Origin of the sequence: Pseudoxanthomonas japonensis (assembly GCF_010093445.1) — a bacterium.
Taxonomy (GTDB): domain Bacteria; phylum Pseudomonadota; class Gammaproteobacteria; order Xanthomonadales; family Xanthomonadaceae; genus Pseudoxanthomonas_A; species Pseudoxanthomonas_A japonensis.
This window is the reverse complement of record NZ_PDWW01000006.1, coordinates 32,129-58,540: the sequence shown is the minus strand read 5'-3', so window position 1 is coordinate 58,540 and position 26,412 is coordinate 32,129. Positions and strand designations below refer to the sequence as shown.

The following is a 26,412-nucleotide window of genomic DNA, read 5'->3' as shown; positions in this document are numbered from 1 at the left end:
CGCGGCACGCGAACGGCTGATGTCGAAGAAGACGCCTCCGTACCGCAACGTCCGCGTCGGCGGGTGCGGTCTTCATGCAGCGCGGTCCTGCGGGCGACAATCCCGGCTCAGTTCCTGCACGGCGCTGAAGGACAGCTCCTCGACGTCGTAGATCTTCAGCAACTGCTGGCGCAGGGTTTCCGGCGCACGGGTGCTGTCGATCACCAGCGCCAGCGCCCAATAGCCTTCGCTGTCGTGGGTCGCATGCACCGCGTGGGGCGGAAAGCCACGGCGCTCGATCATGCCCAGCACGCGCAGCAAGGCGCCCTCGGCAGGTTTGAGCTTGAGTTCAAGCCGGTAACGCATTCTTCTTCTCCGGGCCGTCGGCCGCGACGGCCGGCTCGGCGGATGGTTTCGCGGGATTGGCATCCAGCATCGAGCTGTTGGCATGGTTCGGCGGCACCAGCGGCCAGACGTTCGCCTTGATGTCGATGGTGACGTGCAGCAGGGCAGGGCCCGGCGTCGCCAGCAGGTCGGCCAACGCGCCTTCGACCTCATCGCGCAGGCTGATGTGGTGCGCGGGAATGCCGAACACGCGCGCCAGCGCGGCGAAGTCCGGGTTGTCGGACAGGTCGATCTCGCTGTAGCGCTCGGCGAAGAACAGTTCCTGCCACTGCCGCACCATGCCCAGCGCGCTGTTGTCGATCAGCACGATCTTCACCGGCAGCTTGCAGCGGGCGATGGTCGCCAGCTCCTGCACGTTCATCATGAAGCCGCCATCGCCGTTGACCAGGATGACGGTGCGGTCGGGACAGGCGAACTGCGCGCCCATCGCGGCCGGCAGGCCGAAGCCCATCGTGCCCAGTGCGCCGCTGGTCAGGTGGTTGCGCGGGTGGGTGAACTTGCAATGTTGCGCCACCCACATCTGGTGCTGGCCCACGTCGCACGCGATGATCGCGTCGGCCGGTGCCACTTCGCTCAGCCGCTTCAGCAGGCCGGGCGCGTAGATGTCGGTACCGGGCGCGTCGTAACGGAAGCCGAAACGCTCGCGGTTGCCCACGCAGCGCTTGCGCCACTCGTCGCAGGTGCTGCGCGCCGCGCCCAGCGCGCGCAGGCTGGCGCCGATATCGCCCGGCACCGCGATGTCGGCGGTGCGCAGCTTGCCGATCTCGTACGCATCGGCATCGATGTGCAGCACGCGCGCGAACGGCGCGAACTCGGCCAGCTTGCCGGTGGCGCGGTCGTCGAAGCGCGCACCCACCACGATCAGCAGGTCGGATTCCTGCACCGCCATGTTGGCCGCACGCGTCCCGTGCATGCCCAGCATGCCCAGGTAGTGCGGATGATGGGCGGGCAGCGCACCCAGGCCGCGCAGGGTCAATACAGTGGGGATCTTCGTGGCATCGACGAACTGGCGGAACGCGTCCGCCGCATCGGCGATGCCGATGCCGCCACCGCCGTAGATCACCGGCTTCTCGGCGCCGGCGATCGCGGCCAGTGCCTCGGCCAGTTTCGCGTCTTCCGGCGCGGGCACCGGATCGACGCTGGCGGGCACGTGGTCGGGCAGGTGCGAGGCATCGGACATCTGCACGTCCTTCGGCAGGTCGATCAGCACCGGCCCGGGGCGGCCCTCGCGCGCGATGCGGAACGCCTCGCGCACCATGGTCGGCAGGTCATCCACGCGCCGGGCGACGAAGCTGTGCTTCACGATCGGCAGGGTCAGGCCGAACACGTCCAGTTCCTGGAACGCGTCGGTGCCCATCAGCGAGGTGGCGACCTGGCCGGTCAGGCAGACCATCGGCACCGAATCCAGCATCGCATCGGCGATGCCGGTCACCAGGTTCGACGCGCCCGGGCCGGAGGTGGCCACGCACACGCCGACCTTGCCGCTGGCGCGGGCATAGCCGTTCGCGGCCAGCGCCGCGCCCTGCTCATGGCGCACCAGGATGTGCTTCAGGTTGGAATCCACCAGCGCGTCGTAGAACGGCATGATGGTGCCGCCCGGGTAGCCGAACAGCGTGTCCACGCCCTCGGCTTCCAGCGCGTGGGCCAGCCAGCGGGCGCCATTGCGTGGGGCAGTGGCCGCGGCGGCGTTCATGCGGCGGCCTGCTCGTCTGTATCGGGTTGGGCGGCGTTAGCCTGCAGCCACACCATCTTCGCGCGCAGTTCCTTGCCGACCTTCTCGATCGGGTGGTCCTTGTCGGCCTGCTGGAACTTCCTGTAGTTCGGCAGACCGGCGTCGTACTCGGCCTGCCAGTTGCGCGTGAAGGTGCCGTTCTGGATGTCGGTCAGCACGTCCTTCATGCGCGCCTTGACCGAGGCGTCGATGACGCGCGGGCCGCTGACGAAGTCGCCGTACTGCGCGGTCTCGGAGATGAATTCCAGCATGCGGGTGATGCCGCCTTCGTAGAACAGGTCGACGATCAGCTTCAGCTCGTGCAGCACTTCGTAGTAGGCGATCTCCGGCTGGTAGCCGGCTTCCACCAGCGTTTCGAAGCCGGCCTGCACCAGCGACGAGGCGCCGCCGCACAGCACGGCCTGCTCGCCGAACAGGTCGGTCTCGGTCTCTTCCTTGAAGGTGGTCTTGATGATGTTGGCGCGCGCGCCGCCCAGGCCGCCGGCGTAGGCCAGCGCGAACTGTTCGGCGTTGCCGCTCTTGTCCTGGTGCACGGCGTAGATGCAGGGCACGCCGCGGCCGATCTCGTACTCGCGGCGGACCAGCGCGCCCGGGCCTTTCGGTGCGACCAGCACCACGTCCAGGTCGGCGCGCGGCTCGATCATGCCGAAGTGGACATTGAGGCCGTGCGCGAACAGCAGCACCGCCCCCTGCTTCATGTTCGGCGCCAGCACGTCGGCGTAGAGCTTCTTCTGCACCATATCCGGCGTCAGCACGGCGACCAGGTCGGCGTCCTTCACCGCGTCGGCCGGCGCCTTGACCACGAAACCGTCGGCCTTGGCCTTCACTTCGGTCGGGCCGCCCGGGCGCAGGCCGACGACGACGTCGAAACCGGAGTCGCGCAGGTTCAGCGCATGCGCGCGGCCCTGGCTGCCGTAACCGATGACGGCGATCGTGGGATGCGGGAGGGCGTTGGCGGTGGTCATGGCGCGGATTTCCTGAGGGTTGAGGTGGAATCGAAGGCTCTTAAACAAAAAACCCCGCACTTCTCAGTGCGGGGTTTCGCGAATCTGGCGTTGCTTGCTGCTTACACGCCGGTCCGTCCCGCAGTTGTGGGCGAGGTAATAAGGACGAGTACAAGGAGCGACGCCGCAACGGGTGCGGTCGGGTCGTTCATCGTGGGCGTGTGGCGCTGCAACATGCGGCAAGAGAAACATGCCGCTTCAAATCGTGTCAAGCGGTTTCGGAATCTTTTCGACGATCGGATGATTTCAGTCGAGATGGTTGCAACTGAAACAGAGAAAACGCCGCAGAATCCAGCCTCCCCACGCCGTCGCAGCACGCCTGTTTTCATGCCCGAATACCGCTCCAGGACCTCCACCCACGGCCGCAACATGGCCGGCGCCCGCGCGCTGTGGCGCGCCACCGGCATGAAGGACGCGGACTTCCACAAGCCCATCGTCGCCGTCGCCAACTCCTTCACCCAGTTCGTGCCCGGGCACGTGCATCTCAAGGATCTCGGCCAACTGGTCGCGCGAGAGATCGAGCGCGTCGGCGGCGTGGCGAAGGAGTTCGACACCATCGCCGTCGACGACGGCATCGCGATGGGCCACGACGGCATGCTGTACTCGCTGCCGTCGCGCGAGATCATCGCCGACTCGGTGGAGTACATGGTCAACGCGCATTGCGCCGACGCGCTGGTGTGCATCTCCAACTGCGACAAGATCACGCCCGGCATGCTGATGGCCGCGTTGCGGTTGAACATCCCCACGGTGTTCGTCTCGGGCGGCCCGATGGAAGCCGGCAAGACGCGCCTGGCGGATCACAAGCTCGACCTCGTCGATGCGATGGTGATGGCGGCCGACCCGAACGTGTCCGACGAAGAGGTCGCGGCCGTCGAGCGCAGCGCCTGTCCGACCTGTGGTTCGTGCAGCGGCATGTTCACCGCCAACTCGATGAACTGCCTGACCGAAGCGCTGGGCTTGTCGTTGCCGGGCAACGGTACGGTCGTGGCCACGCACGCCGACCGCGAGCAGCTGTTCAAGCGCGCCGGCGTGCTGGCGGTGGAGCTGTGCCATCGCTGGTACGGCGGCGAAGACGCGACGGCGCTGCCGCGCGGCATCGCCACGTTCGAGGCGTTCGAGAACGCGATGACGCTGGACATCGCGATGGGTGGGTCCACCAACACCATCCTGCACCTGCTCGCCGCGGCGCAGGAAGGCGAGGTGCCGTTCGACATGCGCGACATCGACCGCCTGTCGCGGCGCGTGCCGCAGCTGTGCAAGGTGGCGCCGAACACGCAGAAGTACCACATCGAGGACGTGCACCGCGCCGGCGGCATCATGGCGATCCTCGGTGAACTGGCGCGCGGTGGCCTGCTGCATACCGGGGTCGCGACCGTACATGCGAAGTCACTGGGCGAGGCGATCGCGAAGTGGGATGTCGCCACGGTCGACGACGAGGCCGTGCACACGTTCTACAAGGCGGGCCCGGCCGGCATCCCGACCCAGGTCGCCTTCAGCCAGGCCACGCGCTGGCCGTCGCTGGACACCGACCGCGCCGAGGGCTGCATCCGCAGCGTCGAGCATGCTTTCTCGCAGGAAGGTGGCCTGGCCGTGCTGTACGGCAACATCGCCGTCGACGGCTGCGTGGTGAAGACGGCCGGTGTCGACGAGTCGATCCACGTCTTCGAAGGCAATGCGCGTGTATTCGAGAGCCAGGACGCGGCAGTGGCCGGCATCCTGGGTGACGAGGTAAAGGCGGGCGACGTCGTGGTGATCCGCTACGAAGGTCCGAAAGGCGGACCCGGCATGCAGGAAATGCTGTACCCGACCAGCTACCTGAAGTCGAAAGGCCTCGGCAAGCAGTGCGCGTTGCTGACGGACGGGCGTTTCTCCGGCGGCACGTCCGGCCTGTCGATCGGCCATGCCTCGCCGGAAGCGGCGGCGGGCGGTGCGATCGGCCTGGTGCACGACGGCGACCGCATCCGCATCGACATCCCGCAGCGCTCCATCGCCTTGCTGGTGTCCAACGAAGAACTCGACGCACGCCGTGCCGCCCAGGATACGAAGGGTTGGAAGCCGGCGCAGCCGCGTCCGCGCAAGGTCAGTACCGCGCTGAAAGCGTACGCGTTGCTCGCCACCAGCGCCGACAAGGGCGCCGTGCGTGACAAGGCATTGCTGGATGGCGTCTGATAGGCGGATGCGCCTTCACCCCGTCCTTGCGCTGCTCCTCCTACTTGTCGCTCTTCCTGCCTGCGCGAAGGAGGGCCTGCGCAAGCCGTGGGTGGTCGCGACCTACGCGTACCCCGAGCGCGACCGCCTCGCCGCGATCCAGCCGCTCGCGGACTATCTGGCCAAACGCGGCCGCCATCCGGTGCAGGTGAAGCTGTTCCCATCGCCGACGGCGCTGGTGCAGGCGATGCATGATGGCCAGGTCGATGTCGCGGTGCCCAACCTCCATGGCTACCTGCAGGCACGGCGCGACATCGCGCGGGTCACCACGCTGCCGGTACCGCAGGTGCCGTCGTTGCAGGCGGATCGCTACCGTGCGGTGCTGGTGGCGCGCGACGTCGCATCGCTCGCCGAGGTGAAGGCGAAGGCCGGCAGCATGCGGCTGGCGCTGGTCGGTCGCGACTCCGCATCCGGCGGCTTCGTGCCGGCGCAGTATCTGCGCAGCCAGGCACTGGATCCGGCGGAGGCATTCGCGTCAGTGACCTATGCGGGCTCGCACGCGGCCGCCTTGCAGGCCGTCGTCGAGGGGCGTGCCGATGTGGCGGCGTTGGCGGGTGATGTCTACGACGCGTCGCGCCCCGACGGCATACGCGAACTGTGGCGCTCCGATCCGATCCCACCGGGGCCGTTGCTGTGCCGCGCGACGACCGACGTGCCTTGCCAGGCCATGGCGGCCTGGTTGCTTGATGCGCATCGGGAAGATCCGGCCGTGATCGCGGCCCTGCGCGTGGGTTGGCCCGAGTTCGGCGACGCGACGGTCTTCGTTCCTGCCGACGTCGCACGTCTTTCCGAGGCGGCGTTACCCACGGACTGAGCGTCGTTCCTGCCTGAACAGGCCCCTCAATTCACTTTTCCTCCGGCCGCTACCAATAGACGGAGGAGGGGAACATGACAGCGATCGAAGACAGGCACGCCGACAGCGTGGCCAGCGAAGGCGTTCTGCCGGACGCGCCCGTGGGTCTGGTGCGCCTGGACGCAGCCGCCCGTGTGGTGGCCGCCAACCGCGCGGCCTGGGATCTGCTGGCCGTGTCGCCCGACGCGGTGCTCGGCCAACCCTGCGAGTCCCTGTGGGGCTTGCCGGCTGCCGTGCTCGACGACGAAGAGGGCAGCTGGTGCGCGCCCGGCAACGACCCCGCCCGCCGCATCCGCTACCAGGCCGACCGCGATGGCGAAGGCTGGTTGCTGTCGCTGCCGCATCCGGAAACCGCCGCGTTGCTGCGCGATGCCGCACGCCTGGCGCACGGCGAGATTCCGCCCGCCGTGATCCCGCCGCTGCGCGACCTCGCGCAACGCCTGGCCGATGCCACGGCCGAACGTGCACTGCTGGAGCGCATCGGTGCGCTGCTGGGCGGCTGCGACCTCGATCTGGCCTTGCCCGACGCGCAGGCCGCGCATCCGCTGTCGCGGCAGATCGCCGCCGGCTTCGGTAACCTGGCCGAGGCGATCCGACAGGCCGTGGCGCTGTCGGTGCAGGTGGCGTCCGAGGTGCCGCACCTGGTCGGCGACAACGACGAACTGCTGACGCAATCGCAGGCGCAGGTGACGGCGCTCGACACGGTGCTCGACATCACCCGTCGCCTGCTGCAGGGACTGAAGGGTGCAGGCGAAGAGTTGCAGGCGGTCATTGCCGTCGCCGCCAGCGCCGACGCCAGTGCACGCCAGGGCGTTGCCGCCGCACGCCAGCTCGGCGATGCGATGCGCGAAGTCGAGCGCCGCTCCGCGCGCGCCGGTGACGTCATCGAGGTCATCGACGCCGTCGCATTCCAGACCAACATCCTGTCGATCAATGCCAGCATCGAAGCGGCGCGCGCGGGACCGGCGGGGCGCGGTTTCGCCGTGGTCGCCACCGAAATCCGACGGCTGGCCGAACAGGCGGCCACGGCGGCGCGCGATGTGCGGGTGATCCTGGACGAAAGCGGTCGTGCGCTGACCGAGAGCGCGGCCTCGGCCGAAGCGACCGGCGAGGTGCTGGTCGGCATCGGCGACCTGCTGGCGCGCGCCAGCCAGGCGATGGAATCCGTGGTCGAGCGCGTCTCCGCACAGGATCAGGAAGTCATCGCGATCGATGCCGCCGTCGATCGGGTGGCCGCCCTCAGTCGCAGCAACCTGGAGCACGCGGACCAGGTCGCCGCGCGCGGTACCGCGCTGGCGCAGGGCACCGATACGTTGCGGGACTGCGTCGGCCTGTTCCGCCTGCCGGCCGATCCCCTCGGGCATCGTCGCCACGCGCGCGTCCGCGATCTCGCGCAGGACGCCGCCGTGCGGATCGGTGAAGCGCTGGCGCTGGCGCTGGATCACGGACGCATCGATGAAGACGCGCTCTTTTCGCGCGACTACGCGCCCATCCCCGGCATCGAGCCGGCCAAGTTCACCACGGCGTTCGACGCGCTCTGCGACGAGCTGTTGCCGCCGCTGCAGGAACCGGTCGCTGCACGCCACCCGTGGATCGTGTTCGCCATCTGCGCCAACCCGGACGGCTACGTGCCCACGCACAACCTGCGCTTCAGCCAGCCGCTGACCGGCGACCGTGCCAAGGACCTGGTGGGCAACCGCACCAAGCGCCTGTTCGCCGACCGCGTCGGCCGCAGCGTGGGTGCCCATACCGACCCGTACCGCCTGCAGGTCTACCGCCGCGACACCGGCCAGATCATGTTCGACCTGTCGGTGCCGGTGTTCGTCGGCGACCGGCACTGGGGCGGCTTCCGCGTGGGCTACACGCTGGAGTGATCTCACCGCCCCGGCGTTTGTGGTCTAATTCGCCCCGAAGCGGGGGTATCGCCGGCTGGGCCGGCGATTGAGACAGACCCTTCGAACCTGATCCGGTTGAGACCGGCGTAGGGAAGCTTCGCAGGATGCGCCGTGTTGCCGTTCCGCCCGCCAAGGGTCCGCAATCCGTCCGCCGCCGCGCCGCCGCTTCGTCCCGTTATGCGAATCCCTCGCAAGAGCCCGCACATCCATGTGCGGGGATTCAAAAAGGACGATGCCGATGAATGCCATTCCCAAGCCCGCCGCCGACCTGTTGCAGCAGACCGGGCAACTTTCCGAATCCGTCACGCGCCCGATCCCGGGCTCGCGCAAGATCTTCGTGCAGGGATCGCGCCCCGATCTGCAGGTGCCGATGCGCGAGATCGCGCTGACGCAGACGCCGACCATCTTCGGTGGTGAGGACAATCCGGCCGTCACCGTGTACGACACGTCCGGTCCCTACACCGATCCCGATGCGCGCATCGATCTGGCGTCCGGCCTGCCCGCGCTGCGTGCGAAGTGGATCGAGGAACGCGGCGATACCGAGCAGCTCGACGGCCTGAGTTCGGACTTCGGCCGCAAGCGCGAACATGATCCGAAGCTCGATGCGGTGCGCTTCCCCGGCCGCGTGCTGCCACGCCGCGCCAAGGCCGGCGCCAACGTCAGCCAGATGTATTACGCGCGCCGCGGCATCGTCACGCCGGAGATGGAATACGTCGCTATCCGCGAGAACCAGCGGCTCGATGCCGTGCGCGATGCGATGCTGCTCAAGCAGCATCCGGGCGAAAGCTTCGGCGCCAGCATCCAGAAATTCATCACGCCGGAATTCGTGCGCGACGAGATCGCCCGCGGTCGCGCCATCCTGCCGAACAACATCAATCACCCCGAAAGCGAGCCGATGATCATCGGCCGCAACTTCCTGACCAAGATCAACGCCAACATCGGCAACAGCGCGGTGTCGTCGGGTATCGCGGAGGAAGTCGAGAAGCTGGTGTGGTCGATCCGCTGGGGTGGTGACACCGTGATGGACCTATCCACCGGCAAGCACATCCACGAGACGCGCGAGTGGATCATCCGCAACTCGCCGGTGCCGATCGGCACGGTGCCGATCTATCAGGCGCTGGAAAAGGTCGACGGCCGCGCCGAGGCGCTGACGTGGGAGATCTTCCGCGACACGCTGATCGAGCAGGCCGAGCAGGGCGTGGACTATTTCACCATCCACGCCGGCGTGCTGCTGCGCCATGTGCCGCTGACCGCCAAGCGCGTGACCGGCATCGTCTCGCGGGGCGGTTCGATCATGGCCAAGTGGTGCCTGGCGCATCACAAGGAAAACTTCCTCTACACGCACTTCGAGGATATCTGCGAGATCATGAAGGCGTACGACGTCGCCTTCTCGCTGGGGGACGGCCTGCGTCCGGGCTGTATTGCCGATGCCAACGACGCCGCGCAGTTCGGCGAGCTGGAAGCGCTGGGCGAGCTGACCAAGATCGCGTGGAAGCACGATGTGCAGTGCATGATCGAAGGCCCCGGCCACGTGCCGATGCAACTGATCAAGGAGAACATGGACAAGCAGCTGCGCGAGTGCGGCGAGGCGCCGTTCTACACGCTCGGCCCGCTGACCACCGACATCGCGCCCGGCTACGACCACATCACCAGCGCGATCGGCGCGGCGATGATCGGCTGGTACGGCACCGCGATGCTCTGCTACGTGACGCCAAAGGAGCACCTGGGCCTGCCGAACCGCCAGGACGTGCGCGACGGCATCATGGCGTACAAGATCGCCGCGCATGCCGCCGATCTGGCCAAGGGTCATCCCGGCGCCCAGGTGCGCGACAACGCACTGAGCAAGGCACGCTTCGAGTTCCGCTGGGAAGACCAGTTCCACCTGGGCCTGGATCCGGAGAAGGCGAAGGAATTCCACGACGAGACGCTGCCCAAGGACGCGCACAAGCTGGCGCACTTCTGCTCGATGTGCGGTCCGCACTTCTGTTCGATGAAGATCACCCAGGACGTGCGCGACTACGCGGCCGAGCACGGCGTGGAGGAACAGGCGGCGCTGGAGGCCGGCATGGCCGAGAAGTCGGCGGAGTTCCTGGCGCAGGGCGCGCAGGTGTATCGTCAGGGCTGACCGGGCAGCGGCGGTCGCATCCGTTCCGGGCCTGCTGCCGTAGAGTTCACAGGACGTCCGCCATGATGGCGGCGTCCCCGACAGGAGCACGATCATGGCCCGTTTCGCCCGCAATGCCGGCCGCTGGATGATGGCCGCCGCCGTCCTTCTCCTTGCGTCCTGCGCCACCGGCCCGCGCGTCACCAGCGACGTGGACCCGTCCGCCAACTTCGGCCAGTACCGCAGCTTCGCTTTCTATTCGCCACTGGCGATCGAAGGACAGGGCTACGCCACGCTGACCAGCGGCCGTACGAAGGACGCCGCGCGCAGGCAGATGGAGTCCCGTGGCTACGTGTACGACGAGACCTCGCCCGACCTGTGGGTGAACCTCAATGCCTACATGCAGGAAAAGACCGACGTCGTGAGCACGCCCGAGGTCGACTACGACTACTACTACAGCTATCGCGCGCGCCGCTACGTGTCGGTACCGACCTGGCGTGACCGTACCGACGTGTACAAGTACACGGAAGGCACCTTGAACGTGGACCTGGTGGATGCGAAGCAGAACCGCCTGGTCTGGACGGGCGTGGCGGTCGGCCGCGTGGGACGCACCAAGCCGGAGGAGCGCGGTGCGAAGATCGACGCCGCGGTGGCGGAGATCTTCCTGCGCTATCCGTATCGCGCGGGCAGCGGAACGCCGGCGGCCACACCGTGAAGGGCAACGGTCCCGTCATCGCCAGGGCCGGTATCGGCTTCGGCACGGCGCTCGCCATCACCATCTCGTGGAGTGCGAACAAGTCGCTGCTGTGGGCGGTGATCCATGGCCTGCTGTCGTGGATCTACGTGGTCTACTACGCCCTGGTCCATCACCCCAGGTGAATTCCGCCGCATGAACACCTGGACGCGGTTGCGCTGGATGGTGACGGCGCGGCGCCACCCGTGCGCCTTCCTGCTGGTCGTGCAGCTGGCCGGCATCCTACTGTATCCGGTGATGGAAGACACGCAGGCGGGGCGCGCGTTGTTCGGCGCATTCGGCATCCTGGTGCTGGCGTTGGCCCTGTGGGTGGTCAACCGCAGCGCCGCGGTGAACTGGATCGCCTGGTCGCTGGCGGTGCCGTCGGTGCTGCTGTCGGTGTCCGCGGCGGTCTTCGACGTGCCGATGCTCTGGATCTACGCGCATCTGCTGGAAAGCGGCCTGTACTTCTACACGGCCGGCAGCCTGATCGCCTACATGCTGCAGGACCACTCGGTGACCAGCGACGAACTGTTCGCCGCCGGCGCCACGTTCACGTTGCTGGCGTGGGCCTTCGCGTTTTCGTTCTCGGTCTGCCAGCAGTGGTATCCCGGCAGCTTCACGGCGGCCGTCGATCCGCAATCGCCGCGCAGCTGGATGGAACTGCTGTTCCTGAGCTTCAGCCTGCTGTCGGGCGTCGGCCTGAGCGACGTGGTACCGATCCTGCCGCAGGCCCGCGCGCTGGTGATGCTGGAGCAGTTCGCCGGCGTGATGTACATCGCCGTGGTGGTGTCGCGGCTGATCGGGTTGACCATCCTGCGCATCAAGCCGGCGCCAGCGGACCGCGACTGAACATCTGCCGGTATCATCGCGGCATCCCGTTGGCCGCCTCCGCTGCCCGATTCTGGAATCCGTCATGAAACTGCAAGTGCCCTTCATCCAGCTGCCCATCCTGTTCGATGCCGCCGCCATGCTGGCGGAGGTTTCGGCGATCGAGGAAAGCGCTTGGCGGGGGCGGACGACGCGGGATGACGGAAACAGTGCGCTGACGTTGATCACGACGGACGGTGACCCCGCCAGCGATGCACTGTCGGGTCGTATGCAACCCACGCCCTGGCTTGAACGCTGCCCCTATCTCGGCCAGGTGCTGGAGGCAGTGGGCGCGACGTGGGGTCGCGCGCGCCTGATGCGGCTGAATGGCCAGGCCGAGGTGAAAGCGCACGTCGACATCAACTACTACTGGCGGGAGCGCATGCGGGTGCATATCCCCATCGTCACTACGCCAGGCGTGCGCTTCCAGTGCGGCGATGCCGAGATCAACATGGGGGCGGGCGAGTGCTGGGTCTTCGATACCTGGCGCAGGCATCGCGTACTCAACGAAGGCAACGTGCAGCGTATTCACCTGGTCGCGGACACCGTCGGCGGCGAGCGCTTCTGGGACATGCTGTCCGAGGGCCGTGCGCCTGGCCAGCCTTATCAGAGAGACTGGCGCCCGCAGTTGCAGGCGCCGTTGCCGGGCAGACGGGGGCAGCTCGATTTCGAACAGATCAATGCGCCGGCGGTGATGTCGCCATGGGAGGTGCGCGAACACATGGTGTTCCTGCTGGGAGAATGCATTGCGGATCCGCGGCTCGGTGCCATCCAAGCCGCGCTGTTGCGGTTCTCGCGCCGATGGCAGGCGTTGTGGGCGTGCCATGGCGAGGAGGCCGCAGGACGCCCCCGTTACCAGGCGCTGCTGGACACGACCAAGCGGGAACTGCTCGGCCTGGGCGCCGATCGTATCGACCTGCGCAATGAGGTTGGTTTCTGGCATGCGCTGAATTCACACGTCTTCGATATGGCGCTGGCCGATGCGAGCCGTCCGGCACAGAAGGACGTCCATGGTCAGCCGGATGTCCACGCGGGCGCCGTAGCGGTGCCGGAGCCACTGATGGCGCCGAAGCGCGCGGTTGCGACGTCGCGCAATACGCCAGCACTGGAGCGGCCTGTCTTCATTGTCAGCCCGCCGCGCTCGGGTTCGACATTGCTGTTCGAAACGCTCGCGGGAGCGCCGCACGTCTACACGATCGGCGATGAAAGCCATCAGTTGATCGAGGGCGTGAGCGGACTTGCACCCGCGCAGCGGTCTTACCACTCCAACCAGCTTGGTGAGGACGACGCCACCCTCTCGGTCGTACAGGAGTTGCAGGGTCGTTTCCGTAGTGCGCTGCGTGATCGGGAAGGGCGTACGCCGGGGGGTGAGATGGCTGTGCGCATGCTGGAGAAGACGCCCAAGAATGCGCTTCGCATCCCCTTCCTCAAGGCGGTGTTCCCCGACGCGAAATTCATTTATCTCCATCGCGATCCGCGACAGGTCTGGGGCAGCATGATTGATGGTTGGGAGTCGGGCCGGTTCCGGATGTATACCTTGCCTGACTGGCAGGGTCCGACCTGGTCGTTCCTGTTGACTCCGGGCTGGCAGGCCCTGAGCGGGAAGCCGCTCGGCGAGATCGTCGCGCGGCAGTGGGAAACCACCACGCGCATCATGCTCGACGACCTACTGACATTGCCTGCGGAGGATTGGGTATCGGTGGACTACGGTCGATTCCTCGCCGATCCGCAGGGCGAAGCGCGCCGTCTCAGTACGTGGGCCGGCTGGTCGTGGGATCGGGAGCTGGGAGCGCAGTTGCCGCTTTCGCGCTACACCTTGTCACAGCCAGATCCCGACAAGTGGCGCCGGCATGCGGACGTGATCGAACCGCGTCTGGCGCAATGGCGTACCACCATCGACCGCGCCGCGCGCGCCGCCGGCCTCTGAGTCCTACAAAAAAGAAGGCCGCCCAAGGCGGCCTTCCCGTCCACGAGCGCGTTGCCGCGCCGGGGCTCAGAACTTGTGCTTCTCGTCGTCCGGCTGCGCGGCCTGGCGGGCGATGGCGTCGACCAGCACGGCCTTGGCTTCGGCGGCATTGCCCCAGCCGTCGAGCTTGACCCACTTGCCCTTCTCCAGGTCCTTGTAGTGCTCGAAGAAGTGGCCGATGCGCTCCAGCCAGTGCGGGCTGACCTGGTCGATGTCGCTGATGTGGCTGTAACCGGCGAACACCTTGTCCACCGGCACGGCGAGCAGCTTCTCGTCGCTGCCGGCCTCGTCGCTCATGCGCAGCACGCCGACCGGGCGGCAACGGATGACCGAACCGGGAATCAGCGGCAGCGGCAGCACGACCAGCACGTCGGCCGGGTCGCCGTCGCCGCACAGGGTGTGCGGGACATAGCCGTAGTTGCAGGGGTAGCGCATGGGGGTGGAGAGGATGCGGTCGACGAAGATCGCGCCGCTGGCCTTGTCCACCTCGTACTTCACCGGCTCGGCGTCCTTGGGGATCTCGATGATGACGTTGATTTCGTCCGGCGGGTTCTTGCCGGCGCTGACCAGATCCAGGCCCATTGAATGCTCCGAGGGGGTGCGGTGATTGAGGGCCGGCATTTTACGCGGTTGGCTGCTGCGGCGCAGCAGGACCTTCGGCGCACTGGCCGACCGTCGGCGGCGGCCGCGTGGTTCAGGTTGAACTCCACGGCCCGGGCCTAGAATCCGCCGCCCATGCGCCACCTCCGATCCACCGCCAGCCTGTTGCTGACGGTGCTGGCCCTCCTGGCCAGCACCGAGGCCGGCGCGCGCACGGTCTACCGCTGCGTGCAGGGCGGGACGGTCAGCCTGGCCACGGCGCCCGAGCCAGGCTCGAAGTGCGTGGCCAAGGAAATCGACGACAACGCCGTCAGCACGCCCAATCTGTGGGGTTCGATGGGTGTCTTCAGCGGCACCCTGTACGAGCGCGAGCAGGAGGGGCAGAAGGTGTATTCCACCCGCAACCTGCCGGGTTCCGTCCCTTACCTGAAGTTCACCGTGCAGACCCCGCCCGGCGAACCCGCGCATCCCGGCCTGGGCCGTGTCGGCAAGCCGCGGCTGGACCGATATCCCTCGGAGTTCAAGGCGGCGGCGCGCCGGACCGGGGTCGACGACGCCTGGCTGCGCGCCGTGGCGCATGCCGAAAGCGACTTCGACGCCAGGGCGGTGTCGCCCAAGGGCGCGATGGGCGTGATGCAGCTGATGCCGGACGTGGCCAAGGAGTACGGGGTGGCCGATCCGTTCTCCTCCACCGAATCGATCAACGCCGGCGCGCGCCATCTGAGCGGGCTGATGAAGCGGTACAAGGGCGACCTGGCCCTGGTCGCGGCCGCCTACAACGCCGGCATCGGCACGGTCACGCGCTACGGTGGCGTACCGCCCTATGCGGAGACGCAGGAATACGTGTCCAAGGTCACCGCGCTGTACGAGCTCTACCTGCGCGCGCTGGGAAAGAAAGCGGCGCCCGAGCGTCCCGCTCTGTAGCGTCGGGATTGCGGGCGCATTGGGTTGCGCCGCCGTTCTTCACCCCCTGTGCGCGGCAGCGCGCCTAGCGTGTCGCGGTGGCCCGGTCATTCCGAGCCGGGCAGGAGACCGCCATGAAGCATCGTCGAGTATTCAGCGCTCCCTCCGTTGCCGTTGCCGAGGTGGCGATGCGCCAGGCCATCGGTGCCGGCATCGATCCCGACCATGCCGCGCTGGTCGGGCGTTCGGAGATCGAAGTCGAGCAGGTGCCTGACGATGAAAAGGAAGCCGCGCCGACCGATTTCAAGCCCGCCGCCGTGCGCGGCCTGGTCGGCGGTGCCGGACTGGGCCTGGTGTTGGGACTTCTCGCCATGCTGGTACCGGCCGTCGGCATCCATTGGGCCGGTGTGGCCGTCTGCGTGGTGATCGGTGGCTGCGTCGGCATGTGGGCGGCCTCGCTGGCCGGCTCGGCCGTGCCCAGCGAAGTCCGTCGGGATTACCGGCGCGAGATCGAGGCCGGAGAGGTCCTGCTGGTGATCGACGATACGGATGACGCACTGCTGGAACGGGCTGTCGCCGCCGTGCTGTCCACCGCAGGCGTCCACCGCTTGCAGGTGCTGCCGCACGGGCTGCTCCAGTAGCGCGCGCGACGTATGATCGCGGCGACTCCGGAAGAGGATGCAGGCATGCGTCGTTGGGCCATCACGGGAATGCTGTTCTTCACGGGCGCCGCCTCGGCAGCCGCCTCACCGCAATGGGAGAAGTTCGGCGCGGACCTGCCGCAAGGCGGCATGGCGGTGTCATTGGCCACCGCGTTGGCCGACCCTGCTGCGCATGTCGGACAGGCCAGGGTGTTCAGCGGTCGCGTCGTCGATGTCTGCCAGAAGAAGGGCTGCTGGGTGATGCTCGAGGACGAAGGGCAGGGCGCCCGCGTGCTGCTGGGCGACCATGACTTCTACGTGCCCAAGGACGTGCGAGGTCCCGCGCAGGTGCATGGCGTGCTGTCGCGCGTGGAACTGTCCGCGGAGGCGCAGCGGCACACGGCACAGGAGACGTCCGGCGCCGCCGTGCCGGACGTGGAGTACCGCATCGTCGCCGATGGCGTGCAGGTGCTGGCCGACGACGAGGGCGCCTGACCCGCGCCGTCAGCGCAGCAGGCGCTCGGAGGGAATGACGTGCCGCCCCGGCCTGGCATCCAGTGCCGCGTGCAGCAAGGCGTCGGCGACACGATCGGCGGGAACGATGCGATAGCGCTGCGGCAGCACGCCGTCCAGCGCTCCGAGTACGCGTAGCGCGATGCGCTCGCCACCGCGATGCTGCCGGCGTTCTCCACCCAGAAGGCCGGGACGCAGCAGGGTCAACGACGCGAAGCCGATCCCGGCCAGCGCGTCCTCCACGTCGCCCTTGGTGCGCGAATAGAACACGCGCGAACCCGCATCCGCGCCCATCGCCGATACGAGGACGAACGTGGCTGCGCCATGTGCGTGCGCGTGGCGCGCGATCGCCAGCGGATAGTCGTGGTCCACGCGGCGGAAGGCGTCCTGCGAACCGGCATCGCGGATCGTGGTGCCCAGCGCGCACGCCACGGCGTCCACCCGCCACCAGTCGGCATCGGCAGGCAGGGCATCGAAGTCCACGACCGGATTGAGCAGCCTGGGATGCGGCGCCAGCGGCCGTCGCGTCGGTGCGACCACCTGCTGCACGCGCGGCGATGCGAGCGCACGCTGCAGCGCCGCCTCGCCGACGAGGCCGGTGGCACCGGCCAGCAGTACACGTGTCATGTCGATGTCCGATGGGAGGAGTACGTCATCTTGCCAGTCCTGCGGCCGGAACCATGGACGGCATCGGTTACCCTTCGGCAGCGACGGGCGTGGCCCGATGACCCGGAATTCCGTATGCCCCGCCACGCCATTCCCTGCATCCCCTTCTGCCTGTGGGGCATCCCGCGATGAACCTGCCGCTCCACTACGGCCTGCTGGGCGCGCTGGAAGCGGGAGTGATCGCGCTGCTCGTCGGTCTGCTGTGCTTCCTGTTCTGGCATTGGCTGAGCGGGAAGATGCGCTGGTCGACTGGGCATGCGATCGGCTGGGCCTGCGTCACCGCCGTGGTCATCGGTGCCGGTGTGGACGCGTGGAACATGTTCTACCTGGGCATCGCGCGGCTCGAGTCACCGCTGTACGCGCGCATCGCGCTGCAGGGCATCCACGATCCCGATGGTCTCGGCTCGCGCGTGGTGCTGGAAATCGCCGGTGCGCTGAGCGGTGTCGTGCTGGGTTGGCAATGGTTCAGCAAAAAAACCGCGGCCGATCCTGCGCCGGACGGCACCGGAAAAACGGATGCGTAACGGGAAACCCGGGGCGCCGTCACGCATTCGACGAGGCGCTGACGCGGCGCTCACGAGCGCCTAACACCGGTCTAGTCGATCCCTTCGACAGCGGGGTTAAGCATGCGTGCACGTTCATGTCGCGAAGCAAATTTCGTTCAGATGCCCGGGGGCAAGGTGGGGCCGTGCGCAATCGGACGCACTCCCTACAGAACGGAGCACTGACATGACGAATAACAACCGCAAGCCGCTGATCGCCCTGGTCGCCCTGAGCGCCGCGCTGGCCATGCCGCTGGCGTTTGCGCAGGAGAAGACCGAAGACGCGGCGCAGGCCCAGCAGCAGACCGAGCAGAGCGCCGAGCAGGCCACGGGTTCGGCCACCACGCCGACGCAGAGCAGCGACGCGGGCGCGACCCAGGCCAAGCAGGGCTGGGCCGATGTCGACACCAACGCTGACGGCAACATCAGCAAGGAAGAAGCCGCGGCCAACCCGGGCCTGAGCCAGGTGTTCGACCAGGCCGATGCCAACGCCGACGGTTCGCTGACGCCCGACGAGTACAAGGCGTTCGTGAGCAAGAACTACGGCGACCAGCAGAAGTAAGCAAGCGCCGTCACGAGGGCGACGCCGTGCGCGACGAGGCGCCGGCGTCGTCCGGGCAAAGGGCGGCCACCAGCGCCGCCCTTTGCATTCCTGGAGTACGCGGTCACAGGAGGGACGCATGAAGACCAAGACGGTAACGAAGGAGCTACCGCTGCTGGGCGTGGCGGTCGCCGCGATGCTGCTTGCCCTGACGCCGTTGGCCGGCGCGCAGAGCCAGGCCGAAGACGCTGCCCGGCGAGCCGGAACGCCTGCCACGACAACGACGAAACCGACCACCGCGCCGCGCCCGTTCGACGAACTCGATCAGAACGCGGACGGCGTGATCAGCAAGGACGAGGCGGCCGTCGATCCGCCGCTCGCGCAGGTGTTCGGCACGCTCGACAAGGACGCCGATGGTCGTCTGACCCCCGAAGAGTACGCGGTGCACGCGCAGGGTACGCCCTGACGCCATCGCGCTTCCCACGCACGAACGCATGGAGGAACCCAATGAAACCTTCCACTCACCGACTGACGATGGGCCTTGGTCTGGCGCTGCTGAGCGCGGGTCTGATGACGGCCTGCGGACCGAAACCTGAAGACACGCCGCCGCCCAGTCCGTCCGAGCCTATGGAAACCACCCCGCCGACCGACAACATGACGCCGCCGCCCCCGGTTCCCACGGACCCGGCCGTGCCGCCTACCGATCCGACCCTGCCGCCGCCGGCCAACCCGAACGCGCCGGAGACCACGCCGCCGCCGGCTGAAGGCAGCGCATCGCCGCCGAGCTCCGGTGGCTGATCGCGGGCAACGCCTGCCGTGGTCATCCACAGGCGGCCGTCCCTGCCGGGGCGGCCGCTTTCTTTTGCGCGGACGGGCGGCTGCTATCCTTCGCGGCCTTCGTACGGAGTGAAGGGCGGGTATTCCATGGCACGCATCCGATGGGTCGGTTTCGACGGCGACGATACGCTGTGGAAGAGCGAGGACTACTACCGCCAGGCGGAAGCGGACTTCGAGCAGATCGTCGGCGCCTACGTCGATCTAGCCGATGCGCGCACGCACCAGCACCTGCTGGAGGTCGAGCGCCGCAACCTGAAGATCTTCGGCTACGGCGTGAAGGGCATGACGCTGTCGATGCTGGAGACCGCCATCCAGGTAACCGGCGAGCGCATCAGCGCCCGCGACCTGCATCGCGTGATCGAGATCGGGCGCGCCACGCTGCAGCATCCGGTCGACCTGTTGCCCGGCATCCGCGACGCCGTCGAACGGATCGCCGCCGACCACGAAATCGTGCTGATCACCAAGGGCGACCTGTTCCACCAGGAGGCCAAGATCGCGCAGTCCGGGCTGACCGACCTGTTCCATCGCATCGAAGTGGTGTCCGAGAAGGACGAGGCCACCTACGCGCGCGTATTGCGCGAGCTGGATGTCGCGCCTCCGGAGTTCGCGATGGTCGGCAACTCGCTGCGATCGGACATCGAACCGGTGCTGGCGCTGGGTGGCTGGGGCATCCACATGCCGTACCACGTCACCTGGGCGCTGGAGACCGAGCATGGGGTCGATGCCGACGCGCCACGGCTGCGTGTGGTGGAGAACGCGGGACAGGTGGCGGATGCGCTGGCGGCCATCGAAGCGATGCCGGCGACCTGACCGCACCCGCGCGGCGCCGCTGGGGCACAATGCCCCCGTGAAGCGCGCGCCCCTTACTTCCCTGATCCTGTGCTGCTGCCTGGCCATGGCCTGGCCTGTGTCCGCGCAGGACGCGGATGCGTACGTGCCCGCCAGCGGCGATGCCGCGATCGACCGCCATCTCGCCGACATCAACGAGTACGCGAGCCGCTACCCCGCGGCGTTCGCGGACGAGATGGGGCGCTACTACGCCGTGCCGCGTGCCTACGTGGAAGCGATGCAGCAGCAACCCGACTGGACGGCCGGCGACATCTTCATGGCCTGCGCGCTGGCGCAGATCGTGGGCCAACCCTGTCGCGCCGTCGTGCGCGAGTGGTCGCGCGACCATGAGGGTGGCTGGAAGGCCGTGGCGGGCCGCCTGCAGGCGGAGCCGGGCAGTGCGCAGTACCGTCGACTGCGCAGCGCACTCGAGGCGACCTATCGGCGCTGGGATCGTCCGGCGCCGGTGGCCGAGAAGTGAGCGGAGAGGAGTGAGGAGTGAGGAGTGAGCGGAAGCCTGCTCTCACTCACTCCTCACTCCTGTCCACTCACTCCTGCTTCTTCCCGTACATGATCAGCAGCACCAGGTCGTCGTCGCCGTCCTGCCGGATCGCGTGCGTACTGCCGGGGCGGGTCAGCATCGCATCGCCGGCTCGCACCTCCTGCGTCTTGCCGTCCAGCTCGTAGATGCCGCGGCCACTGAGGACGTAGTAGATCTCATCCTTGTGGTGCTGGTGCAGGCCGATACCGGCGCCCTTGTGCAGCACCCGCTTGCGGAATTCGAAGCCCAGGGCCGGCGCGTCCCTGAAGAACGGGTAGGCCGTGGTAGCGCCTGCGCCGCCATGGGGACCGGGTTGGTCGGTGGCGAGGTCCCCTTCGTGCACGACGAGCGATGGGTTCGCCTGTGCCTTTCGATCGGCAAGCGCGGTGTCCGGCGCGCCGCAGTCGGTATCGCGCGTCACATGCGCGGCGAGCGAGGGATCGATCCGCTTCCAGCCCGCGACGACCAGGCACGCGGCCATCACCGCGCCGCGTTGCTGGAAATGGGTGTCGTCCTGCTGGTCCTGTGCCGGGACATGCATGAAGTACGCCTTGCTCGCCTCGTCGCCGGCGGCGCGCAGCCAGTCCATGCTCAGGGCGGTCAGGTCGATCAGCCCCACCTGCTCGCGCTGCGCAAGGTCGCGCACCGCCTGCGCGTACAGGCCGTGCGTATCGAGCAGCTGACCGCGGTCGAATTTGCGGCGCGCCACCGGCGTCACCAGGATCGGCGTGGCGCCCTTGTCGCGGGCCAGCGATACATAGCGCAACAGCCACTCGGGAAACGCGCGTTGCGGCTCGTTGTACCGGGTGGGGTCTTCGATCTTCTCGTCGTTGTGCCCGAACTGGATCAGCAGCACGTCGCCGCGGCGCATCGCCTTCGCCATGCCGTCGAACCAGCCCTCGACGACGAAGCTTCGAGAGCTCCGCCCGCTCTGCGCATGGTTGCGGACGACATAGGCATCCTCGTCGAGGAAGCCCTGCAGCTGCTGGCCCCAGCCCTCGCGCGGCGCACGTTCCGGGCCGTAGTGGCTGGCGGTGGAATCACCCGCGATGAAGACCTGGCTCGGGGGTGCGGCGATCGCCGGCAGGCAACAACCGAGAAGAGCGACGAGAGCGAACAGGCGCAACATCGGCGATCTTCTCCATGGCGTGTGTGGGAGTGATGTCATTCGCGATGACGTACCGGGATGCCTGTTTCGCGACTGACGTCGCTCCCACAGCTCCCCGAGCGGATTCCGTTGCGTCAGCGCGCCAGCCACCCACCGTCGACCGGAATGACCGCGCCGTTGACGTAGTCGGACGCGCGCGAGGACAGGAACACGGCCGTGCCACCCAGGTCCGACGGCTCGCCCCAGCGCCCGGCCGGGATGCGGTCCAGGATCGCCTTGTTGCGGTCTTCGTCCGCGCGCAGTTGCGCGGTGTTGTCGGTGGCCATGTAGCCGGGTGCGATGGCGTTGATGTTGATGCCCTTGGCGCCCCACTCGTTGGCCAGCAGGCGGGTGATGCCGGCGATCCCGCTCTTGGACGCGGTGTACGACGGCACGCGGATGCCGCCCTGGAACGACAGCATCGACGCGATGTTGATGATCTTGCCGCTGCCCTGCGCGATGAAGTGGCGGCCAGCCGCCTGCGACATGAAGAACGCGGACTTGATGTTGACGTTCATCACGTCGTCCCAGTCCTTCTCGCTGAAGTCCACCGCGTCGGCGCGACGGATCAGGCCCGCGTTGTTGACCAGGATGTCCAGCCCGCCCAGGCCGTCGACGGTTTCCTTCACCAGCCGCTCGACCGGATCGATGCTGATCAGGTTCGCTTCCAGGTTGAGGAATCGCCGGCCAAGCGCACGCACCTTTTCGCCGGTCTCGGCGGCTTCCACGATGCCGGCCGCCGCGATATCGGCACCTGCTTCGGCCAGTGCCACGGCGATGCCCTGGCCCAGGCCGGTGTTGGCGCCGGTGACCAGCGCGATCTTGCCTTCAAGACTGAACGGATTGCTTGCCATCGTGGATTCCCTCGGTGTGGTGCGCTGCTGGTGGAGCGGAGCTCGCTCCGCTGCGCTTGATGCATCGGCTTCGGATGGTGGTTCAGCCGAGCAAGCTCGGCTCTACGCTACGTCTCTTACTTCAGCTGGCAGATGTCCAGCACGTGCATGTCGGTGTAGTCCAGGTTCTCGCCGCCCATCGCCCAGATGAAGGCGTAGTTGCTGGTGCCCGAGCCCATGTGGATCGACCACGGCGGCGACACCACGGCTTCGTCGTTCTGCACGACGATGTGGCGCTGCGCTTCCGGTTCGCCCATGAAGTGGTAGACGCGGTCGTTCTCGGCCAGGTCGAAGTAGAAATAGACCTCGCTGCGGCGGTCGTGCAGATGCGGCGGCATGGTGTTCCACACGCTGCCGGTCTTCAGCACCGTCAGGCCGAGCAGCAGCTGCGAGGACTGGCAGGTGGCCGGCACGATGAACTGGTAGATCGTGCGCTCGTTGCTGGTTTCCAGCGCGCCGCGCTCCAAGGCCACGGCGTCCTTGATCGACAGCTGCTTGGTCTCGAAGCGCGCATGCGCCGGCGTCGACGTCAGGTAGAACTTGGCGGGATTCGCGGCATTGTCGGACTCGAACACCACGTCGGCGCTGCCCATCGCCACGTACAGGCCATCCTTCGGACCCAGCGCATAGGTTGTGCCGTCGACGGTGACCTTGCCCGCGCCGCCGCCGACGTTGATCACGCCCAGTTCGCGACGCTCCAGGAACGGTTTGCCGGCGGCCGACGCGGGCTCGGTCTGGCGCGGCAGGTCGACCTTCTTCGACACCGGTGCGGCACCGCCGATCACGAAGCGCTCGTTGTGCGAATAGTTCAGCTGCACCGTGTCGTCGACGAACAGGTTGCCGATCAGGTAGCGGTCGCGCAGTTGGTCGTTGCTGGCGCCGTCCATCATGTCCGGATGGGTGGCGTGGTAGGTCTTGCAGAACATGGGCGTGGCTCCGTTTGGTGCGGACGCCCTTGGACAGGGCATCGGGAAGGTCGTGGGAAGGGAGTCTAAAAGCTTTGGTAACCGGTGTCATTTTGCGGTGCGGCAGCGGGGCGGCCATGCAACATGACGGAGCGGGCTTACTCGGGGGGCTGCGAGGAGTCGCGGATGACCAGATGCGGACGGATGCTGGCGGCGGCCAGCATCGGCGTGCCTTCCGGCTGGATCAGCATCGCGGCGGCGGTGCGGCCGGTATCGCGGGTATTCCGGCGGACCGAGGTCAGCGAGGGCCACAGGCGTGAGGCGAGCGGGCTGTCGTCGAAGCCGACCACCGACAGCTGGCGCGGAATGCTGATGCCGGCGCGCATGGCGACCTTGTAGACGCCGGCGGCCATTTCGTCGTTGCCGGTGAAGATGGCGGTGGGCCGGTGCTTGCCGGACAGCAGCTTCTCGGCGGCGACCACGCCGGACTCGAAGGTGTAGCCGGCTTCGATGATGCGCGACTTCGGCAGCTCCAGCCCACGCTTGGCGAGCGCCTGCACGAAGCCGTCGGTGCGCTCGATCGACGACCGGTACGCGGCCGGGCCGGTGATCAGCGCGATATCGGTGTGGCCGAGCGACAGCAGGTATTCGGCGGCTTCCGCGGCGCCGTCGCGGTCGTGCGTGACGACCATGCGCGCGGGCGTGTCCATCGACACCGAGGCGATGCGGGTGTAGCGGCAGCCGATCTCGGCGAGCATGTCGGCCAGCGCCTGGTCTTCCGAGGCGCGCGGCACCAGCATCACGCCATGCAGTTTCTGCTGCTGCACGAAGCGACGCACGCCGTCGATATAGCCGGGGCTGCGGCTGTCGCACGGATGCACGACCAGTTCGAAGCCCGAATCGCGCAGCGCGTCCAGCGCGCCGTACTGCATGTTCACGATGTACTGGGCGGTCGGATTGTCGTAGACCATGCCGATCAGGAACGAGCGGCGGAACGCCAGGCCGCGCGCCATCGGGTCGGGCGAGTAACCGACCTCGCGCATCAACGCCTCGACCTTCTCGCGGGTGTCCTTCCGGACCAGCGGCGAGTGGTTGATGATGCGCGAGACGGTCTTCTTGGAAACGCCGGACAGCCGTGCGATGTCGTTGATGGTCGCCGCCTTGCCACCGGTGGGCAGGGCAGCGGGGGATTCGGGCTTCTTGCGCGCGGGCATGGGGCAGGGCGGGTCCGTTCGTCTGTCGGGGGGATTCTAGCGGCTGGGGTGCGTCCAGCGTGCGGTAGCGGCGATTACGGCGCCCCTCATCCCTTCAGCGCCTTCGGCAGCCACAGCGACAACTCGGGGAACAGCGTCACCACCAGCAACACCGCCAGGCCTGCCAGCCAGAACGGCCAGATCGTGCGCATGCTCTGGGCGATGGTGATCTTGCCGATCGCCGTGCCGATGAACAGCACCGAGCCCACCGGCGGCGTCACCAGTCCCAGGCCGCCGGTCAGTACCAGCACCAGGCCGAAATGGATCGGGTCGATGCCGTAGGCGCGCGCCACCGGCAGGAAGATCGGCGTGCAGATCAGGATCATCGGTGCCAGGTCCATGAAGGTGCCCAGCAACAGCAGCACCAGCACGATCAGCAGCAGCACCGTGTATTTGCTGTGCGCGATGGACTGCAACGCATCGACCGCCGCCGCCGGCACCTGCAGATAGGCCAGCAGCCAGCCGAACACCGCGGCGGTGGCGATCACGAACAGGATCACGCCCGTCGTGCGTGCCGCGTGCGTCACCGTGGCGAAAAATTCCTTCAGCGACAATTGCCGGTAGAGCACGCTGGTCACCAGCAGCGCGTACACCACGGCGATCGCGGCGCTCTCGACGGCGGTAAAGATGCCGGCCCGGATGCCGAAGAAGATCAGGCCGACCAGGCCCAGCCCCGGCAGCGCGGCCACCAGGCGCAGCATGACCGCACGCATGCCCGGGAATGGTTCGGTGCCGTATCCGCGCTTTCGCGCCACTGCCCAGCCCGTGGCCATCAGGACGGCCGTCATCAACAACGCGGGCGTGATGCCGGCGGCGAACAGGTCGGCGATGGACAGGCCGCCGCCGGCCGCTGCCGAGAACAGGATCAGGTTATGGGAAGGCGGCACCAGCAACGCCACCAGCGCCGCGGTGATGCTGACGTTGACGGCGAAATCGCGGTCGTAGCCCCGCTTGACCATCTGCGGGATCATCGTGCCGCCCACGGCCGAGACGTCGGCGATGGCAGAGCCCGACACGCCGCCGAAAAACAGCGACGACAGGATGCTGACCTGGCCCAGGCCGCCACGCAGCCGGCCTACCAGAGAGGCCGCCAGACTGATCAGCCGCTCGGAGATGCCGCCGCGCAGCATGATCTCGCCGGCGAAGATGAAGAGCGGGATGGCGATCAGCGACGCCGAGCCGGTACCCGACGAGATCTGCTGGACCAGCACGATGCTGGGCAGATCGAGGTAGAGCAGGGTCGCCAGCGACGCGGCGGCCAGCGCATACGCGACGGGCACGCCGACCAGCAGCAGGATCGCGAAGAGGGAGAAGAGCAGGGTGATCGCCATGGGTCAGCGGGCCTCGTCGGTCAGCGGCGCGCGCAGCACCAGGAGCAGTCGGTACACGGCGAACACCACCATCAGCACGCCGCCGATCGACAGCGGCAGGTAGCCGATGCTCTGCGGCATGGGCGCGCCGGCGATGCGGATGTCCAGGCCGTCCAGCAACAGCACCGCGCCCCAATAGGCCATCACCGCGCCGATGGCGGCGATCACCAGGGGTGACAGGGCATGCAGCAGTCTCTTCAGGCGCGGACCCGCGGCGTCGGCCAGCAGGAAGAAGCCGAAGTGCCGGTGGGTGTGCACGCCGGACGCCGCGCCCAGGCTCATGGCGGTGGTCAGCAGCAGCACGGTCACCGGCTCGGTCCAGCTCGGCGAGTCGTTGATCACGTAGCGGGCGATCACCTGCCAGCCCTGCACGGCCACCAGGCCCAGCAGCGCGACGACGGCGATCCCGATGGCGGCGTTGGACAACAGGTCCATGCCGCGTTGCAGCGGCGTGGCGGGGGACGGTGTGGTTTCTTCGGACAT

The 26,412-nt window shown here is 67.7% G+C and carries 28 protein-coding genes and 1 riboswitch; of the genes, 17 read left to right on the top strand and 11 right to left on the bottom strand.

Annotated features, from left to right (window positions below; genetic code table 11):
• Nucleotides 1–72 precede the first annotated feature (72 nt).
• From CSC78_RS06635 to ilvC, 3 genes are read right to left on the bottom strand one after another with little or no spacing between them, the layout of a single operon-like run.
• The gene (locus CSC78_RS06635; RefSeq protein ID WP_162337123.1) at nucleotides 73–345 is read right to left on the bottom strand and encodes an ACT domain-containing protein; all 273 of its coding nucleotides are present in this window, start codon (nucleotides 343–345) and stop codon (nucleotides 73–75) included.
• On the bottom strand, nucleotides 329–2,077 hold the full coding sequence (ilvG, locus tag CSC78_RS06630; protein WP_162337122.1) for an acetolactate synthase 2 catalytic subunit: 1,749 nt from the start codon (nucleotides 2,075–2,077) through the stop codon (nucleotides 329–331). The genes CSC78_RS06635 and ilvG overlap by 17 nt, the downstream gene beginning before the upstream one ends.
• Nucleotides 2,074–3,081: a ketol-acid reductoisomerase gene (ilvC, locus tag CSC78_RS06625; RefSeq protein WP_162337121.1), complete on the bottom strand. Its 1,008-nt coding sequence runs from the start codon at nucleotides 3,079–3,081 to the stop codon at nucleotides 2,074–2,076. Before ilvC ends, ilvG begins: the two co-directional genes overlap by 4 nt.
• Before the next feature lie 366 nt (nucleotides 3,082–3,447).
• On the opposite strand from ilvC, the gene ilvD reads away from it, so the two are divergent.
• The 8 genes from ilvD to CSC78_RS06590 all read left to right on the top strand — a co-directional run bounded on the left by ilvD (nucleotide 3,448) and on the right by CSC78_RS06590 (nucleotide 13,710).
• Nucleotides 3,448–5,289 carry a dihydroxy-acid dehydratase gene (gene ilvD, locus CSC78_RS06620; RefSeq protein WP_162337120.1) on the top strand — a complete coding sequence of 614 codons (1,842 nt, stop codon included), beginning with the start codon at nucleotides 3,448–3,450 and terminating at the stop codon, nucleotides 5,287–5,289.
• 7 nt (nucleotides 5,290–5,296) lie between these two features.
• On the top strand, nucleotides 5,297–6,142 hold the full coding sequence (locus tag CSC78_RS06615; protein ID WP_162337119.1) for a phosphate/phosphite/phosphonate ABC transporter substrate-binding protein: 846 nt from the start codon (nucleotides 5,297–5,299) through the stop codon (nucleotides 6,140–6,142).
• 74 nt (nucleotides 6,143–6,216) lie between these two features.
• Nucleotides 6,217–8,055, top strand: coding sequence for a methyl-accepting chemotaxis protein (locus CSC78_RS06610; RefSeq protein ID WP_162337118.1), 1,839 nt, complete (start codon nucleotides 6,217–6,219; stop codon nucleotides 8,053–8,055).
• 31 nt (nucleotides 8,056–8,086) lie between these two features.
• Nucleotides 8,087–8,187: riboswitch (TPP riboswitch) on the top strand.
• A gap of 127 nt (nucleotides 8,188–8,314) precedes the next feature.
• The gene (thiC, locus tag CSC78_RS06605; protein ID WP_162337117.1) at nucleotides 8,315–10,201 is read left to right on the top strand and encodes a phosphomethylpyrimidine synthase ThiC; all 1,887 of its coding nucleotides are present in this window, start codon (nucleotides 8,315–8,317) and stop codon (nucleotides 10,199–10,201) included.
• Between the two features lie 94 nt (nucleotides 10,202–10,295).
• Nucleotides 10,296–10,895 (top strand): DUF4136 domain-containing protein, encoded by a 600-nt coding sequence (locus tag CSC78_RS06600; RefSeq protein ID WP_162337116.1) that lies wholly within the window; start codon nucleotides 10,296–10,298, stop codon nucleotides 10,893–10,895.
• Nucleotides 10,892–11,059, top strand: coding sequence for a hypothetical protein (locus CSC78_RS18855; RefSeq protein WP_202924137.1), 168 nt, complete (start codon nucleotides 10,892–10,894; stop codon nucleotides 11,057–11,059). Before CSC78_RS06600 ends, CSC78_RS18855 begins: the two co-directional genes overlap by 4 nt.
• A 10-nt stretch (nucleotides 11,060–11,069) precedes the next feature.
• Nucleotides 11,070–11,765: an ion channel gene (locus tag CSC78_RS06595; protein WP_162337115.1), complete on the top strand. Its 696-nt coding sequence runs from the start codon at nucleotides 11,070–11,072 to the stop codon at nucleotides 11,763–11,765.
• Nucleotides 11,766–11,829: 64 nt separating this feature from the next.
• On the top strand, nucleotides 11,830–13,710 hold the full coding sequence (locus tag CSC78_RS06590; protein ID WP_162337114.1) for a sulfotransferase: 1,881 nt from the start codon (nucleotides 11,830–11,832) through the stop codon (nucleotides 13,708–13,710).
• Between the two features lie 66 nt (nucleotides 13,711–13,776).
• Here the strand turns inward: CSC78_RS06590 and ppa are convergent, their stop codons facing one another.
• Nucleotides 13,777–14,331 (bottom strand): inorganic diphosphatase, encoded by a 555-nt coding sequence (ppa, locus tag CSC78_RS06585; protein WP_162337113.1) that lies wholly within the window; start codon nucleotides 14,329–14,331, stop codon nucleotides 13,777–13,779.
• Nucleotides 14,332–14,484: 153 nt separating this feature from the next.
• Between ppa and CSC78_RS06580 the strand changes: the two genes are divergently transcribed.
• The 3 genes from CSC78_RS06580 (at nucleotide 14,485) to CSC78_RS06570 (ending at nucleotide 16,388) form a co-directional block, all read left to right on the top strand.
• Nucleotides 14,485–15,273 (top strand): lytic transglycosylase domain-containing protein, encoded by a 789-nt coding sequence (locus tag CSC78_RS06580; RefSeq protein ID WP_162337112.1) that lies wholly within the window; start codon nucleotides 14,485–14,487, stop codon nucleotides 15,271–15,273.
• Between the two features lie 113 nt (nucleotides 15,274–15,386).
• Nucleotides 15,387–15,893 carry a hypothetical protein gene (locus tag CSC78_RS06575; protein WP_162337111.1) on the top strand — a complete coding sequence of 169 codons (507 nt, stop codon included), beginning with the start codon at nucleotides 15,387–15,389 and terminating at the stop codon, nucleotides 15,891–15,893.
• 45 nt (nucleotides 15,894–15,938) lie between these two features.
• Complete coding sequence (locus tag CSC78_RS06570) at nucleotides 15,939–16,388, top strand: DUF4920 domain-containing protein (protein ID WP_162337110.1); 450 nt, start codon at nucleotides 15,939–15,941, stop codon at nucleotides 16,386–16,388.
• Between the two features lie 9 nt (nucleotides 16,389–16,397).
• On the opposite strand, the gene CSC78_RS06565 is transcribed toward CSC78_RS06570, so the two are convergent.
• Nucleotides 16,398–17,033 (bottom strand): Rossmann-fold NAD(P)-binding domain-containing protein, encoded by a 636-nt coding sequence (locus CSC78_RS06565; protein WP_162337109.1) that lies wholly within the window; start codon nucleotides 17,031–17,033, stop codon nucleotides 16,398–16,400.
• Nucleotides 17,034–17,200: 167 nt separating this feature from the next.
• Here CSC78_RS06565 and CSC78_RS06560 point away from each other — a divergent pair, with 167 nt between their 5' ends.
• The 6 genes from CSC78_RS06560 (at nucleotide 17,201) to CSC78_RS06535 (ending at nucleotide 20,301) form a co-directional block, all read left to right on the top strand.
• Nucleotides 17,201–17,596: a hypothetical protein gene (locus tag CSC78_RS06560; protein ID WP_162337108.1), complete on the top strand. Its 396-nt coding sequence runs from the start codon at nucleotides 17,201–17,203 to the stop codon at nucleotides 17,594–17,596.
• Nucleotides 17,597–17,801: 205 nt separating this feature from the next.
• Entirely contained in the window at nucleotides 17,802–18,176 is a 375-nt protein-coding gene (locus tag CSC78_RS06555) for an EF-hand domain-containing protein (protein WP_162337107.1), read from the top strand.
• A gap of 118 nt (nucleotides 18,177–18,294) precedes the next feature.
• Nucleotides 18,295–18,621 (top strand): EF-hand domain-containing protein, encoded by a 327-nt coding sequence (locus CSC78_RS06550; protein ID WP_162337213.1) that lies wholly within the window; start codon nucleotides 18,295–18,297, stop codon nucleotides 18,619–18,621.
• Nucleotides 18,622–18,662: 41 nt separating this feature from the next.
• Complete coding sequence (locus tag CSC78_RS06545) at nucleotides 18,663–18,953, top strand: hypothetical protein (protein WP_162337079.1); 291 nt, start codon at nucleotides 18,663–18,665, stop codon at nucleotides 18,951–18,953.
• 126 nt (nucleotides 18,954–19,079) lie between these two features.
• Entirely contained in the window at nucleotides 19,080–19,802 is a 723-nt protein-coding gene (locus CSC78_RS06540; protein WP_162337106.1) for an HAD family hydrolase, read from the top strand.
• 37 nt (nucleotides 19,803–19,839) lie between these two features.
• The gene (locus CSC78_RS06535) at nucleotides 19,840–20,301 is read left to right on the top strand and encodes a hypothetical protein (protein WP_162337105.1); all 462 of its coding nucleotides are present in this window, start codon (nucleotides 19,840–19,842) and stop codon (nucleotides 20,299–20,301) included.
• Nucleotides 20,302–20,368: 67 nt separating this feature from the next.
• On the opposite strand, the gene CSC78_RS06530 is transcribed toward CSC78_RS06535, so the two are convergent.
• The 6 genes from CSC78_RS06530 to CSC78_RS06505 all read right to left on the bottom strand — a co-directional run bounded on the left by CSC78_RS06530 (nucleotide 20,369) and on the right by CSC78_RS06505 (nucleotide 26,412).
• Nucleotides 20,369–21,490 carry a cupin domain-containing protein gene (locus CSC78_RS06530; RefSeq protein WP_162337104.1) on the bottom strand — a complete coding sequence of 374 codons (1,122 nt, stop codon included), beginning with the start codon at nucleotides 21,488–21,490 and terminating at the stop codon, nucleotides 20,369–20,371.
• A gap of 113 nt (nucleotides 21,491–21,603) precedes the next feature.
• A complete protein-coding gene (gene kduD / locus CSC78_RS06525; RefSeq protein WP_162337103.1) occupies nucleotides 21,604–22,362 on the bottom strand; it encodes a 2-dehydro-3-deoxy-D-gluconate 5-dehydrogenase KduD in 759 nt (252 codons plus the stop codon).
• A gap of 116 nt (nucleotides 22,363–22,478) precedes the next feature.
• Complete coding sequence (gene kduI, locus CSC78_RS06520) at nucleotides 22,479–23,327, bottom strand: 5-dehydro-4-deoxy-D-glucuronate isomerase (protein WP_162337102.1); 849 nt, start codon at nucleotides 23,325–23,327, stop codon at nucleotides 22,479–22,481.
• A 137-nt stretch (nucleotides 23,328–23,464) separates the two neighbouring features.
• Complete coding sequence (locus CSC78_RS06515; RefSeq protein WP_162337101.1) at nucleotides 23,465–24,520, bottom strand: LacI family DNA-binding transcriptional regulator; 1,056 nt, start codon at nucleotides 24,518–24,520, stop codon at nucleotides 23,465–23,467.
• 86 nt (nucleotides 24,521–24,606) lie between these two features.
• Complete coding sequence (locus tag CSC78_RS06510) at nucleotides 24,607–25,890, bottom strand: TRAP transporter large permease (RefSeq protein WP_162337100.1); 1,284 nt, start codon at nucleotides 25,888–25,890, stop codon at nucleotides 24,607–24,609.
• Between the two features lie 3 nt (nucleotides 25,891–25,893).
• Nucleotides 25,894–26,412 (bottom strand): TRAP transporter small permease, encoded by a 519-nt coding sequence (locus CSC78_RS06505; protein ID WP_162337099.1) that lies wholly within the window; start codon nucleotides 26,410–26,412, stop codon nucleotides 25,894–25,896.